General features: G+C 63.4%; 16 protein-coding genes and 1 tRNA gene. 9 read left to right on the forward strand and 8 right to left on the reverse strand.

The window, feature by feature from the left end; all coding sequences use genetic code 11:
• Positions 1–111: 111 nt before the first annotated feature.
• Entirely contained in the window at positions 112–1,347 is a 1,236-nt protein-coding gene (locus tag QZY44_RS28240) for a VWA domain-containing protein (protein ID WP_295455926.1), read from the reverse strand.
• A 181-nt stretch (positions 1,348–1,528) separates the two neighbouring features.
• Here QZY44_RS28240 and QZY44_RS28245 point away from each other — a divergent pair, with 181 nt between their 5' ends.
• From QZY44_RS28245 to QZY44_RS28255, 3 genes are all read left to right on the forward strand, one after another.
• Positions 1,529–2,146, forward strand: coding sequence for a hypothetical protein (locus QZY44_RS28245; protein ID WP_295455929.1), 618 nt, complete (start codon positions 1,529–1,531; stop codon positions 2,144–2,146).
• Between the two features lie 424 nt (positions 2,147–2,570).
• On the forward strand, positions 2,571–2,843 hold the full coding sequence (locus QZY44_RS28250; protein WP_295455931.1) for a VF530 family protein: 273 nt from the start codon (positions 2,571–2,573) through the stop codon (positions 2,841–2,843).
• 178 nt (positions 2,844–3,021) lie between these two features.
• Positions 3,022–3,897: a DMT family transporter gene (locus tag QZY44_RS28255; protein WP_295455933.1), complete on the forward strand. Its 876-nt coding sequence runs from the start codon at positions 3,022–3,024 to the stop codon at positions 3,895–3,897.
• Positions 3,898–3,954: 57 nt separating this feature from the next.
• On the opposite strand, the gene QZY44_RS28260 is transcribed toward QZY44_RS28255, so the two are convergent.
• The gene (locus QZY44_RS28260) at positions 3,955–4,455 is read right to left on the reverse strand and encodes a D-Ala-D-Ala carboxypeptidase family metallohydrolase (protein ID WP_295455935.1); all 501 of its coding nucleotides are present in this window, start codon (positions 4,453–4,455) and stop codon (positions 3,955–3,957) included.
• Positions 4,456–4,726: 271 nt separating this feature from the next.
• Between QZY44_RS28260 and QZY44_RS28265 the strand changes: the two genes are divergently transcribed.
• Complete coding sequence (locus tag QZY44_RS28265; RefSeq protein WP_295455937.1) at positions 4,727–5,779, forward strand: quinone-dependent dihydroorotate dehydrogenase; 1,053 nt, start codon at positions 4,727–4,729, stop codon at positions 5,777–5,779.
• A gap of 66 nt (positions 5,780–5,845) precedes the next feature.
• On the opposite strand, the gene QZY44_RS28270 is transcribed toward QZY44_RS28265, so the two are convergent.
• The 6 genes from QZY44_RS28270 to glgA form a co-directional block, all read right to left on the reverse strand.
• Positions 5,846–6,286 (reverse strand): phosphate-starvation-inducible PsiE family protein, encoded by a 441-nt coding sequence (locus tag QZY44_RS28270; protein ID WP_295455939.1) that lies wholly within the window; start codon positions 6,284–6,286, stop codon positions 5,846–5,848.
• Between the two features lie 120 nt (positions 6,287–6,406).
• Complete coding sequence (locus QZY44_RS28275) at positions 6,407–6,679, reverse strand: oxidative damage protection protein (RefSeq protein WP_295455941.1); 273 nt, start codon at positions 6,677–6,679, stop codon at positions 6,407–6,409.
• The gene (gene mutY, locus QZY44_RS28280; RefSeq protein WP_295455943.1) at positions 6,676–7,794 is read right to left on the reverse strand and encodes an A/G-specific adenine glycosylase; all 1,119 of its coding nucleotides are present in this window, start codon (positions 7,792–7,794) and stop codon (positions 6,676–6,678) included. The genes QZY44_RS28275 and mutY overlap by 4 nt, the downstream gene beginning before the upstream one ends.
• Positions 7,795–7,807: 13 nt before the next feature.
• Entirely contained in the window at positions 7,808–8,119 is a 312-nt protein-coding gene (locus tag QZY44_RS28285) for a DUF2007 domain-containing protein (protein ID WP_295455945.1), read from the reverse strand.
• A gap of 28 nt (positions 8,120–8,147) precedes the next feature.
• Positions 8,148–8,221, reverse strand: a tRNA-Gly gene (locus QZY44_RS28290).
• 170 nt (positions 8,222–8,391) lie between these two features.
• A complete protein-coding gene (glgA, locus tag QZY44_RS28295) occupies positions 8,392–9,927 on the reverse strand; it encodes a glycogen synthase GlgA (RefSeq protein ID WP_295455947.1) in 1,536 nt (511 codons plus the stop codon).
• Positions 9,928–10,197: 270 nt separating this feature from the next.
• Here glgA and pgi point away from each other — a divergent pair, with 270 nt between their 5' ends.
• The 5 genes from pgi (at position 10,198) to QZY44_RS28320 (ending at position 14,400) form a co-directional block, all read left to right on the forward strand.
• A complete protein-coding gene (gene pgi / locus QZY44_RS28300; protein ID WP_295455949.1) occupies positions 10,198–11,841 on the forward strand; it encodes a glucose-6-phosphate isomerase in 1,644 nt (547 codons plus the stop codon).
• 207 nt (positions 11,842–12,048) lie between these two features.
• Positions 12,049–12,327 carry a hypothetical protein gene (locus tag QZY44_RS28305; protein WP_295455952.1) on the forward strand — a complete coding sequence of 93 codons (279 nt, stop codon included), beginning with the start codon at positions 12,049–12,051 and terminating at the stop codon, positions 12,325–12,327.
• Positions 12,328–12,441: 114 nt separating this feature from the next.
• The gene (locus QZY44_RS28310) at positions 12,442–13,320 is read left to right on the forward strand and encodes a formylglycine-generating enzyme family protein (RefSeq protein WP_295455954.1); all 879 of its coding nucleotides are present in this window, start codon (positions 12,442–12,444) and stop codon (positions 13,318–13,320) included.
• 120 nt (positions 13,321–13,440) lie between these two features.
• A complete protein-coding gene (locus QZY44_RS28315; protein WP_295455956.1) occupies positions 13,441–13,980 on the forward strand; it encodes a transposase in 540 nt (179 codons plus the stop codon).
• Between the two features lie 297 nt (positions 13,981–14,277).
• Positions 14,278–14,400 (forward strand): hypothetical protein, encoded by a 123-nt coding sequence (locus QZY44_RS28320; RefSeq protein ID WP_295455959.1) that lies wholly within the window; start codon positions 14,278–14,280, stop codon positions 14,398–14,400.
• Positions 14,401–14,508 lie beyond the last annotated feature (108 nt).

Here is a 14,508-nt window from a genome sequence, read left to right on the forward strand (position 1 = left end):
CATTCGTCGCGGCCTGGGGGCCGCTCCTACGCCGTAGGAGCGGCCCCCAGGCCGCGACGGGTTGCAAGAGGGCTCATGGTCGCGGTAATGGCCAAGCCCAACCAGACCTACTCACCGGATAATTCCCTGGGCACGCGCCGCGCTCAGCCACTGCGGGAACTGCGCAAGCAACCGGTCATAGAGTTGCTCATCGGTCAAGTCGTGGAGATCGTCGATGGCAAAGAATCCGCAGTTATCGACCAGGCGGCCGGTCATGGTGTCGAGTCTTTCCAGTGCGCCATAGTTGCGCCCGCCAAGCCCCATGAATTGCCAGAAGATCGGATAGCGGGCGGCCTCGATCATCAGCTCGGTGATTTCTTTGTTGCGGTGAACCCCGCCGTCGGTGACGAACAGCACATAGGCCGGCGGTGCATCCGGGGTGGCGCGGTAGTGGTCGATCACCAGCCGCATGACCTTGGGCTCGTCGTTGGCACCCCCGTACCAGGCACGCCAGCCGCCCTCCGCCGTTTCGGTGTACCCGGCAATGTTTTGGACAGTCGCCGGCGGCAGCGTCTTGGGGGTGTCGTCGAAGGCCCAGACATCGAGCGCCCCATCGTCGTCGAAGTGCAGAGCCAGGGGCAAGGCGTGATCGAGCAGGTCCTGGACCCGACCGGTCTTGTATTGCCGGTTCATGGAGCGGCTGGCATCCAGGACGACGCCGACCCGGGCCTGGGTCGCTTGCAGACCTTGCTTGGTCAGGCTGATGGTCGCTTGCTTGGCGAGATTGATCAGCAGCGGCGCGTCCTTCTCCAGACGCTTTTCCAAAGACAGGCGGGCTGGTGGTGGGGGCGGGGTAGCGGCCAACTCGCCGCCGAAGTGCCGCACCAGGGCGTCCATGCCCCCGCTGAACCCCGCCCCGGTGGCGGCGACTCGCCAGCCCCCTGCCTTGCGGTAGAGTTCGATCAGCATCAGTGCGCGCTCCTGCCCGAAGTCGTGCCCGGTGAACGGGAAGACGGCCTGATGCTCGCCCGCCGCGAGCACCACCTGACCGCTGATCAACTCGCTCATGGTGCCCGGCCCGTCGATGGCGGCCACGAACACCAGCCGCTCGATCGTGTCGGGTAGCCGGTCGAGTGCGAGGTCGAATCCAGTCGCGGAACCTGCCGTCCTGGCGATCCGCACTCCTGCGCAAGGGGTTGCTGGCTGGTTGAAAAAGACCAGGTAGCGGTCGTCTGAGAGTTGGCTGCGTGCGTCGAGGCCGAAACACGAGACATCAACCGTCAGACCCTTCAGATCGATATCGACCCGCAGCGTGGTCGAGCCGATCAAATCCGCGAGGGGCACACGTTGGCCGCGGGCAAGGTGCATAGTGAACCTCATTGTTGCTGATAAGCTGGGCGAATTTTACAGCTAAACGCAAGCGGCGTACCGGCGCGCCAGTGTTGCGTGCTTGACTGTGCGCGAGAAACCTGCTCGAATTATATGCCCCGCTGACTCAAGGGGTAGGTCGGTCGCGGAAGTTTGGTTAGACAAGTATTTGAGGGGATCTATGTTTGGAGTAGAAACATGTCACGAGATTCACGAAGAGAAGTTGACTTGGTTAAAGCCAATCATCTTGCAGTGGCTTCGACTGAATCGCGACTACATTGAGGACTGCGACTGTAGGGATTCCTTGTATTGGTATAACGAGCGCGCCAATATCAGTGCCTTCGCCGGCGCCACGTGGAGGTCCGGTGGGTTTGCATTAGAGGAGTACAATGCAATCAAGGGAAAAGAAGAAACAAAAGGCAAGGGAAGGGTGGACCTCTATATTCAATATGCAGGGCACCGCGCTGTTTTCGAAGCCAAACAGCATTGGCTGCATTTGAGCGCGAAGCAGAAGCAGGATTTCACCGGGTTTATTTCGGCCGCATGCGAGAAATCCATGGCGGACGTGATGCATACTCAAAATTCTCTAAATCACCCATATGGTATTGCGTTGAACTTTATTCCGACCTATTTTAAGAAAGAGGAAAACGTTGGAGGCTCGCTCATTTTATTCCGTGAGGCCGTGGAGTCATGCGATTGTTCTTTCTACGCTTGGTTTAATAATGCGTCCGGAAAGGATGTTATTAGTAGCAAGAAAAATATCTGCAATTCCGTGGCTTTAATCGGCAGACTGGCCTGAACTAAGGGTGAAAAATAGGGCGCAGGCTCAATTGCACAAAGAGAAACTAGCCCAACTCAGGTTTTATGCCGGAGCGTTGACCATCGTTCCGGCCAGCCGGCGGTCCGTTCGCAACCGGAGGTCGAGGCTTTAGCCGGTGGCGGTTTCCGCCCTATCCAAGAGAAATCAGTTGCGCTTGCGCGCCGGACCGGCTAACGGCCATGGCGCCCGCGCCACCCCGAACGATGAAAGTGGCGGGCGCCTTGGCCGTTCCCCCACCCCGCCCTCCCCCAGAGGGGGAGGGAGAAATGGGCCGCGCTCCCGGCGCGACTTTCACGGTAAGGCCTCGACCTCCAGTGGCCGGAACGACGATCAAGGCCCATGCCGTGCGTCCCGCCCGTCATGCATCTTGATTTCTCTCGAACAATAAGGATTTCTTTTGACTATGACTGCTGAACAACCGAAAAATCCATTGCACGGGGTGACTCTGGAAGCCGTGGTCCTGGCACTTGTCGATCATTACGGCTGGGATGGTCTCGCCGACAAGATCAACATCAATTGTTTCAAGAGTGAGCCTTCAGTGAAATCCAGTTTGAAATTTCTGCGAAAAACCTCTTGGGCCAGAGAGCAAGTGGAGGCTTTGTATATTTCTACATTCACAGTGCCAAGCACGGTGTGGGGGAATCTACCTGGCGCGAACGATGTATCATCTGCATGATCAGGGCCAAGACGCTTGGCCTTGATCATCATTGCGGCCGCCGGCACTTCCGGCGCAGAGCGCCTGACACAGGCGTGACACCGCTGCAGCGGTGTCGCGAGGGGGCATCGCCGCAGCGGTGTCATGAGCGCGGGTTGCCGCTATCCACCATAACCGCTCTTGAGCAATGGGCGGGGCGATGCACTGGCTACCACTCTCACTGATCTGTGCGCTGAGCCTCGCCAGTGCAGACGCGGCGACCAAAGCGTGGTTGCAAGGCTTCTCTGCGAGCGAATTGGCGGTGGTGCGGTTCGGCTTGGCGGGGCTGCTCATGACCCCGCTGCTCGCGGGCCTGCCGCCCTTGAGCGGCCTGCCGGCGCAATTCTGGTGGACCATGGCCGTGCTGGTGCCGCTGGAGGTCTTGGCCATCGTGCTCTACATGACGGCGATCCGCGACCATCCGCTCTCCCTCACCGTGCCGTATCTTGCCTTCACCCCGGTCTTCGTGATCGGCGTCGCCTGGGTACTGCTGGGCGAGCGCGTGAGCGCTAGGGGCGCCGCCGGGGTGCTGTTGGTGGTGGCCGGGACCTGGTTGCTCAATGGCGAGCAGGCGCGGGCGCTCGACTGGCGCAGTTGGGGGCGGCCCTTCCTGGCGATCCTCCATGAGCGCGGCTCGCGGCTGATGCTCGCGGTGGCCGCCATCTATGCCGTGACCTCCACCCTGGGTAAGGGCGCTATGCGCCATCTGGGTCCTGAGCAGTTCGGGTCTTTCTATTTCGGGCTGCTGGGCCTCGCGGTCATCCTGGTTTTCGCTCTTCCGCGCCCGCGATTGTTGCGCAAATTCGCCTCCCGGCCCCTGCCGGTACTGGCCGTCGGGGCGCTTACCGCCATCATGGCCTATACCCATTTCCTGGCCATCCAGCAAGTCGAGGTGGCCTACATGATCGCGGTCAAGCGTACGAGCCTGCTCTTCGGCATCCTCTATGGCGTACTGTGGTTCAAGGAGCAGGGGATCTTGCGGCGTCTGCCGGGCGGAGGGTTGATGGTGATGGGGGTGGCGTTGATACTGTTGTAGGGTGCGCTGAGGCACGCACCGCGCCCTACAAGGTCAAGGCGCCGGTGTTCTGAGGTATTAAAGCTTGCGCCAGGCGTCGGTTGGATCAAAATCGTTGGTCGGCAGATATTTTGTTGACTGGCCGTTCTTCTTGGCAATCAGTTTCTGTCGGCGGTTGCCGCCGCCCTTCTTAATGGAGGCATGAACCCAGCCGGAATTCTTGTCGCCCTCAACATAAAATTCCAGGATCACCTGGTCATGCTCAAGATTTTCGGCCACCCAGTCGGCCAACACCTTATTTGAAATCCCTTCGATTTCAAAATCAATCGCCTGGCCTGTGAGGTGTTGAGACGTCTTGGCACCGCCCACCGCGGCATTCAGTTTGGCGGAGCGATACGAAGAGTTGACCTTCAGTGGCTTGCCAAAGTGAGCGCGCACCGGCTCCAGAATCTTTTCGCAACAATATTTCATATTGGCAAGATGCTCAGGGGTCGGCGTATTGGAAATACCCTTGGCCGTTGCGGTCGGCGAAGCGATCAATTCTTCTACCGTAAAATGCTCTGTCAGTTGCGTTGCCATGAAAAATCTCCTCAAAGCAGCAGTGCTGCAACGGCATGGATGCGAACAGGAAATTCAACCACCCGAGATTGGGTAGAGGCCGCATCTTAGGCCCGTTGCGGGTGCCTCGCAAGCGCCGTGACGGTTGCTGGTATCCGGTGCGGGCTTTGGGTTGAAGCGGCGCGGCCGAAGCCCGACCTTTGGTCCCCTTGCGTATACTGCCCCATCTGCGCAGGCCCGGAGCCGGCACCCAGTGCTCGGGCGCGATGACCGCAACACAAGAGGATTTGCATTGAACGACCAAGATACCCCCGGCCTGTGGCGCCTGATCCGCCCGCTCGCCTTCCGGCTCGATGCCGAACTGACCCACCGGCTCACCCTGGCACTGCTTGCGCGTTGGTCGGCGGTGTTCGATGGGCGGTTGCCGGCCGCGGACCCGGCGCGTCGAGCGGACCTGGGGCGTCGGTTGATGGGGCTTAGCTTTGCGAATCCCATCGGGCTGGCCGCCGGACTCGACAAAGAGGCCGCAGCGGTCCCGGCCTGGCAGCGGCTGGGTTTCGGCTTCATCGAGGTCGGCACCGTCACCGCACTGCCACAGCCCGGCAATCCGCGGCCTCGGCTCTTTCGCCTGCCCGCGGACGGGGCCATCGTCAATCGCATGGGCTTCAACAATGCCGGTGCGGCGGCCATGCAGTTGCGGCTCGAGCGGCTGCGTGCGCGCGACGTGCTGCAGGTGCCGCTCGGCGTGAATCTGGGCAAGTCCAAGGTAACCCCGGCGGATCAGGCGGCGGCGGATTATCGGGCGAGTTTCGAGCGCCTGGGGGCCTTGGCGGACTATGTGGTGGTCAATATCTCCAGCCCGAACACCCCGGGCCTGCGTGACCTCCAGACGGTGGACGAGGTGCGGCGCATCGTCGACACCATCCAGGGGCCCAATCAGCGCCTGGCGCAGCCCCGGCCGCTGCTGTTGAAGTTGGCGCCGGACCTGGCCGACGCCGACGCCATTGATTGCGCCCGCACGGCACTGGACGCGGGTTGTGCCGGACTCATTCTGACCAATACCACGATCCGTTTCGCGGGGCTCAAGAGTCCCACGCTGGGTCTGAGCGGTGGGCTCTCGGGGCGACCGCTATTTGAGCGCAGTACTCAATTGCTCAAGACGGTGCGCGAGGCGCTGGGCGCGGGGCCGGTGCTGATCGGGGTCGGCGGGGTGATGGATACGGCGGGGGCGCGGGCAAAGCTCGCGGCCGGAGCTGACCTGGTGCAGGTCTATACCGGACTCATGTACGGGGGGCCGGGGTGGGTGAGGCGACTGCTGCGGGGGCTGGAGTCGCGGGAGGGCTAGTCATCCATCGGCGGGGAACGGCGAGCGACCGTCCATGGTCTGCCGGGCGATGGTCGCCGGTGTTCCTCAGTCGTTGCCTTGCGCCTGGCGACCGCTGCGGGTGAGTGACGGATAGGGGAAGCGCACATGGCCAAAGCGGATCACCAACACCGCTACGGCCAGGATCAGGACGGCCAAGGCGGAGGAGGCGATGCCCCACTCGGTCATCGCTTTCATATCCAGGATAATGTGTCGCGCCAGGGCCACCATGGCAATGTAGAGCGGGATGCGTACCGGCAGCGCGCCGGATTCCAGATAGACCGCCACCATGGAGAGCACTTCGAGATAGATGAAGAGCAGGAGCAGATCGGCCAAGGCGACCTCGCCCCGCCCGGCCATCGCGAACAGTTCCTGAACGCTGGCAATGAGGGTCGCGAGGGCAATCACGACCAGAAAGGCTATCTCAAGCTGGCCGAGTATGCGGCTTGAAATGTCCAGGACACGGGGATTGAGTTCTGTTTTTGGCATGGTCCTATCATATCCGAAGGTCGCTGGAGCGGCCAGGGCCAGGCAGCAGCACTGCCGGTGGATGCGGCGCGCGCGACCGTCTACGCAATCCTTGGCACCGTGCGGCGCACCTTATCCACCCTACACGACTGGCGGGACATAGCCCTCTGGCAGGTCGGCCCCGTCGCCGAAAAAATAGCGCTCCATCTGCTCCTCGAGGAATTTGCGGTCCTTGGGGTCCATGGGGCTCAACCGATTTTCGTTGATCAGCATGGTCTGATGGCGCAGCCACTGCGCCCACGCCGGTTTGGAGACCTGTTCGAAGACGCGCCTACCCAGTTCGCCCGGGTAGGGCTGGCGGTCCAGTCCCTCGGCCTCCTGGCCGAGCTTGATACAGTGAACGGTACGGCTCATGTCGGGTCTGCCTGTGCTGGTGATGGGGCCGGGTCTGGTGGGGCCAGGTCCGCGAGGATGGAGCGCACCGGTGCCGGCAGGCCGAGGCCAGCCAGCGCCCCGGGACTGAACCACAGTTCACGGTCCACCTCGGCGATGGCCTGGTCGGTGACGGTGCTCGGGGTCCAGATCTCCGCGATCCGCATGGCCAGTGCGAAGTGGCTGAAGGTGTGACGGCGCGGGGGGTGCATTTCAAGGCGCAGGGGGGCGGCGCCCGTGCGCTCCCGACACCAATCGGCCGGGTCGCGCTCGGGCGCGGTTTCCGGCAGGCTCCACAGGCCGCCCCAGATGCCGGTGGGCGGGCGGCGTTCCAGCAGGACTGCGCCCTCCTGGTTGCGCGCCAGGATCATCAGGGTCGCGCGCTCCGGTAGGCGTTTGGACGGTCGTGACTGCGGGAATTGCGCCTGGACTCCCTGGCGCTCGGCCACACAGGCTGGCGCCACCGGGCAGCGGTCACAGGCCGGGCGGGCGCGGGTGCAGAGGGTGGCGCCCAGGTCCATCATCGCCTGGTTGTAGGCGTCGACCCGGTCGTGGGGTGTGAGCCGCTCCGCGAGCCGCCACAGTTCGGCCTGCACCGCCGTCTGTCCGGGCCAGCCGGCAACGGCGAAGCAGCGGGCCAGTACCCGCTTGACGTTGCCGTCCAGGATGGGGTGACGCTGGCCCAGCGCGAGTGAGAGCACGGCTCCGGCGGTGGAGCGGCCGATCCCGGGCAGGGCCTCGACGCTCGCAAGCTCTGTCGGGAAGGTCCCGCCGTGGCGCTCCCCAATCAGCACCGCCGCCCGGTGCAGGTGACGGGCGCGGGCGTAGTAGCCGAGCCCCGACCAGAGTGCCAGTACCGCGTCGGCGGGCGCCGCGGCGAGGTCATCGAGCGTGGGAAAGCGCGCCATGAAGCGCTCGAAATACGGGACGACGACCGCGACCTGGGTCTGCTGGAGCATGATCTCGGAGACCCAGACCCGATAGGGGGTGGGGTCCCGCTGCCAGGGTAGATCCTTGCGGCCGTGGCGGTCGAACCAGTCGAGCAGTGCTTGCGAGAAGGCGGCGGTAGGCAAGTCGTTTAACCTGGAAAGAGTCATTGCCGATTCGGGGTCAAGTACGCTCGCGCCCGCAGTTCCAGCACAGGTCGAAGTTGCACTCGACCGGCTCGCCGCAGGACGGGCAGACCCAGGGAGCGGCCGACGGCGCCGGGGGCGGGTTCAGAAACTGCGCGAGCAGTGCCCGGGCGGGAATCAAGTCGCGCTCGTCGATCAGCCATACGGAGGGGAAGATATCGGCCGGCAGTTCACCGGCGGCGCCTGCCAAATAGTCGCCTAACACCACCGCGTCGATGCGGTGTTGCTCAAGCAGGGCGAGCAGGAGTTGCGCCTCGATCCGATTCCCGGCCTGGTAAAGACACTGCATAGCCGGGCGGGGGAGGGCGACGGGAAGTTGGAGCGGGTGATGGGAATCGAACCCACGCTATCAGCTTGGGAAGCTGAAGTTCTACCATTGAACTACACCCGCGAGAGGAGATGATTCTAGGCACTCCGGGGGCGCTGTGCAACACCTCAATGCATTTGAGCCGAGGCGATCAAGCTTCGGAATCCGGTGGGTGCGGCTTCAGCCGCGACATGACCTCGCGGCGCGACTTTCACGGTAAGCCGCTCCCACGCGCATCTTCATCCGGCGGTGTCTCAGGCCGCTTCCGGCTGCGTGGACTGGGCGCCGGCCAGCCGCCGCTCGGCGATGGCGTCGGCGTAGAGTTGCAGGTAGCAGCGCGCGCTGGCCTCCCAACTGAAGTCGCGCGCCATCCCGGTCACCGCCAGCCGCCGCCAGCCCTCGGGGTTCCCACGGTACAGGGTCAGCGCCTGCTGCACGCCCTGCCACAGCGAGTCCGCGGTGGGGGCATCGAACAGGAACCCGGTCGCCCGGCCCTCGTCCAGGGCCGCGGGCGAGGCGTGGACCACGGTGTCCGCCAGGCCGCCGGTGCGGTGGACGATGGGCGGGGTACCGTAGCGCAGGCTGTAGAGCTGATTGAGCCCGCAGGGCTCAAACCGGGAGGGCATCAGGAAGGCGTCGCAGCCGGCCTCGATGCGGTGGGCACGGGTCTCGTCGTAGCCGAAGGATACCCCCACCTGCCGCGGGTGGGCGGCGGCCAGGGTCTGGATGGCCAACTCCAGTGGGCGCTCGCCCGAGGCCTGGATGACGCACTGCACGTCCGGGTCCTGGAGCAGTCCGGGGAGGATGCCGAGGATGAGATCCATCCCCTTCTGCTCCACCAGACGCCCGACATACCCGAGCAGGAATGCGCCCTCGTTGCGGGTAAGTCCGAACTCACGCTGGAGGTCCAGCTTGTTCTCGGCCTTGAGCCCGAAGTTGCCCTGGTCGTAAGGCTGGAGGATCAGCGGGTCGACGGCCGGGTCCCACTCGCGGTAATCGATGCCGTTCAAAATGCCGCTGAAGCGCGTCCCGATCTGGCGCAGCAGCCCGTCCAGCCCGCAACCGCGCGACGGGGTGCACACCTCCTGCGCGTAGGTGGGGCTCACGGTGTTCACCCGGTCGGAGAACACGATGCCGCCCTTGATGAAGGACAGACGCTGGTGGAACTCGAGCCCGGTCATTCCCCACAGCGACGACGGCAGCCCGATCCGGTCAAAAGTGGCGCGGTCGAAGAGCCCCTGGTAGGCCAGGTTGTGGATGGTGAAAACGGTGGCCGGGCGCCCCGGCACATCCTTCAGCAAGGCCGGGGCGAGCCCGGTCTGCCAGTCGTTGGTGTGCAGTACATCGGGCCGCCAATCCAGGGCCGGCAGCCCCTGGGCGAGTTGGGCCACGACCCGGGAGAAGAGCAGGAAACGCTCGGCGTTGTCGCCCCAGTCCCGCCCGGAGAGATCCGTGTAGGGGTTGCCCTCACGGGCGAAGTGCTCGGGGGCATCGACCAGATAGACCGGCAGGTCGTGATCGGGGAGACTACCGCTCAGGATGCGGACGCTGGAGCGCGCCCCCGGCACCTTGATCTCGCACAGGGTCTTGGGCTCGCGCAGCTGTCTGGCGGCGCGCGGATAGGCGGGCAGGATCAGGCGCGCGTCCTGGCCCAGGTCGCGCAGCGCGATCGGCAGGCTGCCGGCCACGTCTGCCAGCCCCCCGGTCTTGATCAGCGGGTGCGCTTCGCTGCTGGCCATCAGGACGCGCAGTCCGTCCGGGCTCGGGTAGCGATGCAGTGATTGCTCCATAGCGGGTCTCTGAAGGCTACAGGACGCCCCGGCGCCCTTGGATTTGGATTAACATCGTCACGGTTGTGACAGTTTTCTTAACAGAGGTCACGTTAGCACATTTTTCTGTTGGCCGAGGGGCGCCCGTTATGCTGGAGCGGGTGGCCGGGACTCCGCCCTGACCCGGCGCGACGGGACCGCAGAGGTTCCGACCCCCGGCCGGCGCGTACAATCGCGCCGAACTGTCCTTATCCTACCCAGCTTGGCCACTCATCCGCAGGAGAAGACCCGATGTCGCTCGTCACTCAGACCCCCCAATGGCAGGCCCTGGAGCGGCACTGGCAGCAGCTCAAGGACACGCCGATGCGTGACCTGTTCGCCGCCGATCCCCAGCGTGCGCAGCGGATGACCCTATCGGCGGCCGGGCTGCGGGTGGACTACTCCAAGAACCTGATCACCCAGGAGACGCTCGGCCTGCTGTGCGACCTGGCCGCCACGGTGGACCTGCCGGGCTGGACTCGGCGCATGTTCACCGGCGAGCGGATCAACAACACTGAAGAACGCGCGGTGTTGCATGTGGCGCTGCGCAACCGCTCCAACCGGCCAATCTACGTGGACGGCGCGGACGTGATGCCCGAGATCAATCGGGTCTTGGATCGCATGGCGACCTTCGTCGAGCAGGTCCGGGCCGGCGACTGGAAGGGGTATACCGGGCTGCCCATCACCGACGTGGTCAACATCGGCATCGGCGGCTCCAACCTGGGACCCAAGATGGTCTGCACCGCCCTCGGCCCTTACCTGAGCGACCGGCTGCGCGTGCATTTCGTCTCCAACGTGGACGGCACCCACCTGGTGGAGACCGTCCGCGGGCTCGACCCCGCCACCACCCTGTTCGTTGTCGCCTCCAAGACCTTCACCACCCAGGAGACCATGACCAACGCGCAGAGTGCCCGCGCCTGGTTGCTGTCCGCGCTCGGGGATCAGGCGGCGGTGGCCAGTCACTTCGTCGCCGTCTCCACCAATGGGCAGAAGGTGGCCGAGTTCGGCATCGACACCGCCAATATGTTCGGCTTCTGGGACTGGGTGGGCGGGCGCTATTCGCTCTGGTCGGCCATCGGCCTGCCGATCGCGCTGGCGGTCGGCTTCGACCGCTTCGTGGAGTTGCTGGAAGGCGCCCATGCCATGGACGAGCACTTCAGCACCGCCGACATCCACGAGAATATCCCCGCCATCCTGGGTCTGCTCGGCGTCTGGTATGCCAATTTTGCCGGCGCCCGCACCCACGCGGTGCTGCCCTATGACCAATATCTGCGCTACCTGCCGGCCTATCTGCAACAGGGCGATATGGAGAGCAATGGCAAGCGGGTCACCCGTGAGGGAGTCGCGGTGGACTATACCACCGGCCCGGTCGTCTGGGGCGAGGCCGGCACGGATGGCCAGCACGCCTTCTACCAGCTGATCCATCAGGGCACCCAACTGATTCCGGCGGACTTCATCGCTGCCATTCACAGCCAGAATGAATTGGGCGACCATCATCTGAAGTTCATGGCCAACTATTTCGCCCAGACTGAGGCGCTGATGCGCGGGCGCACCTATGAGGAAGCACTGGCCGAGATGCTCGCCGCCGGGATGCCCGAAGAACGCGCGCGGTTCCTGGCCAACCACCGCACCTTCCCCGGCAACAAGCCGACCAACAGCATACTCATGGAGCGGCTCACGCCCTATACCCTGGGCGCGCTGATTGCGATGTATGAGCACCGCATCTTCACCCAGGGCGTGGTGTGGGGCGTCAACTCATTCGATCAGTGGGGGGTGGAGCTTGGCAAGCAGCTCGCCGGGGTCATTCTCAAGGAACTGGAGGCGGGCGCGGTGAGCGGGGAGCATGATGGTTCCACTGCGGCGCTGCTGGAGCATTTTATGCAGCAGCGGGGGTAGGCGACACACGCTACCCCTCGTGACACCGCTCCCCAGACTGTGAAGGTACTTGGCGTAGGTCGGGCGAGCGCAGCGTAACCCGACATGCCGAGGCTTGATGTCGGGTTACGGCGCGCGTTAGCCCTATGTTTTTTAAGGAATCGACGTGCGGCGCGCGCCTAACCCAACCTACGGGCTCTACGCATTGATCGGCGGGAGAGATTGATTGTGATTGACAAAGACTTGGAGCAGCGAGTCGCGAGGATCGAGGGCGCCTTCAGACAAGTCATGCTGATTGTCGGTGCCTTTGATCAAGAGATCCTGAAGGCGATTGCGGCGCTACGTGATGACTATCCCGAACATACCATCATGTCTTGCGGTGCGATCACCGAATCAGTCCTGAAGCGCATCTGGGCCAAGGAGAACATCAGGGGTAACCCGGCCAAGATGACACTGTGGCCTTTGATGCAAGGCCTCCAGGAGCATATCGACGAGCGGCTCGTCTAGGATTATGTCAAAGACATCCAGTCAACCCGCAACCGTGCGGCGCACCGTGAACTGGTGCTCGAAGACGATGCCGTGGAGGTATTGAGAAAGCTATCCTGGGTTCTCGATTGGTATTTGAATAAATACGAAAACGCGGATCAGGGCGCCGACCAGGTGCCCGCGAGTCCATGGGGCGGCGAAGCCAAGGGGAACGTCAAGCGTGCGGCGGCCGAGGTCAACCTTGACCGCAGCGCAGAACGCGACCGCCTGGTTAGCCTCCTCCCGGAGATGGTACGTATCCCCGCCGGTCGCTTCTTGATGGGTTGTCAACCGGGCGAGAAGGATTGCCATGACGCTGAGAGGCCAGCCCATTGGGTCAAGGTGGCAGCCTTCGAGTTGGGGAAGTATGCAGTGACTTTCGCCCAGTGGGATGCCTGCGTCGCCGATGGTGGCTGCAGACACCAACCGGATGACGCGGGTTGGGGGCGGGGCAAGCGTCCAGTCATTAATGTTTCCTGGGACGACGCGCAGGAGTATCTGGCGTGGCTCAGCCGCAAGACCGGCGAGATCTACCGTTTGCCAACCGAGGCCGAATGGGAGTATGCCGCCCGTGCCGAGACCCAAACCACCTTCAGCACCGGCAACTGTATCAAGACCGACCAGGCCAACTACGACGGCAACTACGACTATGCTGACTGCGGCGCCAAGACCGGAGTGTACCTGCAAAGGACGCAGGCGGTTGGCACCTATCCCGCCAACCCCTGGGGCCTGTACGACATGCATGGGAATGTCTGGGAATGGGTGCAGGACTGTTGGCATGACAGCTACAACGGTGCCGTCCAGTATGGTTCGGAGTGGCGTGATGCATACGGAGCCAGTTGGGGGCGCGTGGTCCGCGGCGGTTCCTGGGTCAACTACCCGCGGTATCTGCGCTCCGCGTTCCGCATCTGGATCGATAGTGCCGACCGGTACAACGATGTCGGTTTCCGCGTGGCCAGGACGCTTGCCCCTTGATTCTTTAATCTTTACCCCTTGAGGATTGTGCATTCTGGTGCTCCGACGTTGCCCGAGATTTGGGTAGGATGGGCAGAGCGCAGCGATGCCCATCGTTGACGAACGCATTGCCGGCAGCAGATGACCGATTACCGCAGACTCTATATTCCGGGTGCGACCTATTTCTTCACGGTGGTCACCGAGGGTCGCCATCCGCTGCTCGTGTCGCCTGCCGCAATCGATCGGCTGCGGGAGTCCTTTCGTTATGCGTTGGAGTGCCGCCCGTTTCGCTTCGATGCCGTGGTCATTCTGCCTGATCACCTGCATGCGATCTGGACCCTGCCAACGGGCGATGACAATTTCTCCGAACGTTGGCGGCTGGTGAAATATCGTTTCTCTCACCGCTCGCCACCAACCGACGTAACGCGTCGATCTTTGGCGGAAAAGCGAGAAAAAGGACTCTGGCAGCGGCGATTCTGGGAGCATTGCATTCGCGACGACGCCGATTTCGGCCGCCATCTGGATTATCTCCATTACAACCCGGTGAAGCATGGGCTGGCGGGGCGGGCGGCGGATTGGCCCTATTCCAGCTTTCCCCGCTTCGTGGCGCTTGACGTTTACCCGATGGATTGGGGGTGTCCAGCCGGGGTGCCCGCAATCGCGGGTGATGGCGGGGAGTGAGGAAACCGTCGGGGAGTCGATGGGCATCGCTGGCGCTCTGCCCATCCTACGGACTTGCTGTTGCGCGATTTCGTGGCACACTAAGGCCAAGATTCACGAGGGCTAAGACAATGACCATTGAAGAGCAACTGTTGGAAACCCTGTACCACCTCCCCCCTGAACTACAGGCCGAGGTCGTGGATTTCGCTGACTTCCTGCGGTACCGAGCACCGCATCCCGGGCGGTCGGGGGCGGAGGAGCTAGAGCCGCTTCCGGTGCTGTCGGGTCGCGTCCCGTCCGGGTGGAAGGATGCTATCTATGAGCCCAGCTGACCGCGTATTTCTGGATGCCGGGCTGTTCATCGAGGACTGGCGGGTCTTCTCGCCCGATGGCATTGTCATCGCCGGTCCCCCGTCTATGTTGCAGGTGCTGACCCATTAAGGCCATATCCGGCGAGTCGCTCATCATGTCGTGGGTGGCGCCTGAGCATCATTTGTCTTCGCGGTCCCCGTCGCGGCCTGGGGGCCGCTCCTACGGGGGTAGGAGCGG

Origin of the sequence: uncultured Thiodictyon sp. (assembly GCA_903837595.1) — a bacterium.
Classification (GTDB): Bacteria; Pseudomonadota; Gammaproteobacteria; order Chromatiales; family Chromatiaceae; genus Thiodictyon.

What these genes read in the sequence shown, in the direction of transcription:
- QZY44_RS28250 (WP_295455931.1), top strand. Translation starts at nt 2,571, where the DNA reads ATGACTGCTGAACAACCGAAAAATCCATTGCACGGGGTGACTCTGGAA.
- mutY (WP_295455943.1), bottom strand. Translation starts at nt 7,794, where the DNA reads ATGACTCTTTCCAGGTTAAACGACTTGCCTACCGCCGCCTTCTCGCAA.
- QZY44_RS28275 (WP_295455941.1), bottom strand. Translation starts at nt 6,679, where the DNA reads ATGAGCCGTACCGTTCACTGTATCAAGCTCGGCCAGGAGGCCGAGGGA.
- glgA (WP_295455947.1), bottom strand. Translation starts at nt 9,927, where the DNA reads ATGGAGCAATCACTGCATCGCTACCCGAGCCCGGACGGACTGCGCGTC.
- QZY44_RS28240 (WP_295455926.1), bottom strand. Translation starts at nt 1,347, where the DNA reads ATGCACCTTGCCCGCGGCCAACGTGTGCCCCTCGCGGATTTGATCGGC.
- QZY44_RS28260 (WP_295455935.1), bottom strand. Translation starts at nt 4,455, where the DNA reads ATGGCAACGCAACTGACAGAGCATTTTACGGTAGAAGAATTGATCGCT.
- QZY44_RS28285 (WP_295455945.1), bottom strand. Translation starts at nt 8,119, where the DNA reads ATGCAGTGTCTTTACCAGGCCGGGAATCGGATCGAGGCGCAACTCCTG.
- QZY44_RS28320 (WP_295455959.1), top strand. Translation starts at nt 14,278, where the DNA reads ATGAGCCCAGCTGACCGCGTATTTCTGGATGCCGGGCTGTTCATCGAG.
- QZY44_RS28315 (WP_295455956.1), top strand. Translation starts at nt 13,441, where the DNA reads ATGACCGATTACCGCAGACTCTATATTCCGGGTGCGACCTATTTCTTC.
- QZY44_RS28255 (WP_295455933.1), top strand. Translation starts at nt 3,022, where the DNA reads ATGCACTGGCTACCACTCTCACTGATCTGTGCGCTGAGCCTCGCCAGT.
- pgi (WP_295455949.1), top strand. Translation starts at nt 10,198, where the DNA reads ATGTCGCTCGTCACTCAGACCCCCCAATGGCAGGCCCTGGAGCGGCAC.
- QZY44_RS28270 (WP_295455939.1), bottom strand. Translation starts at nt 6,286, where the DNA reads ATGCCAAAAACAGAACTCAATCCCCGTGTCCTGGACATTTCAAGCCGC.
- QZY44_RS28245 (WP_295455929.1), top strand. Translation starts at nt 1,529, where the DNA reads ATGTTTGGAGTAGAAACATGTCACGAGATTCACGAAGAGAAGTTGACT.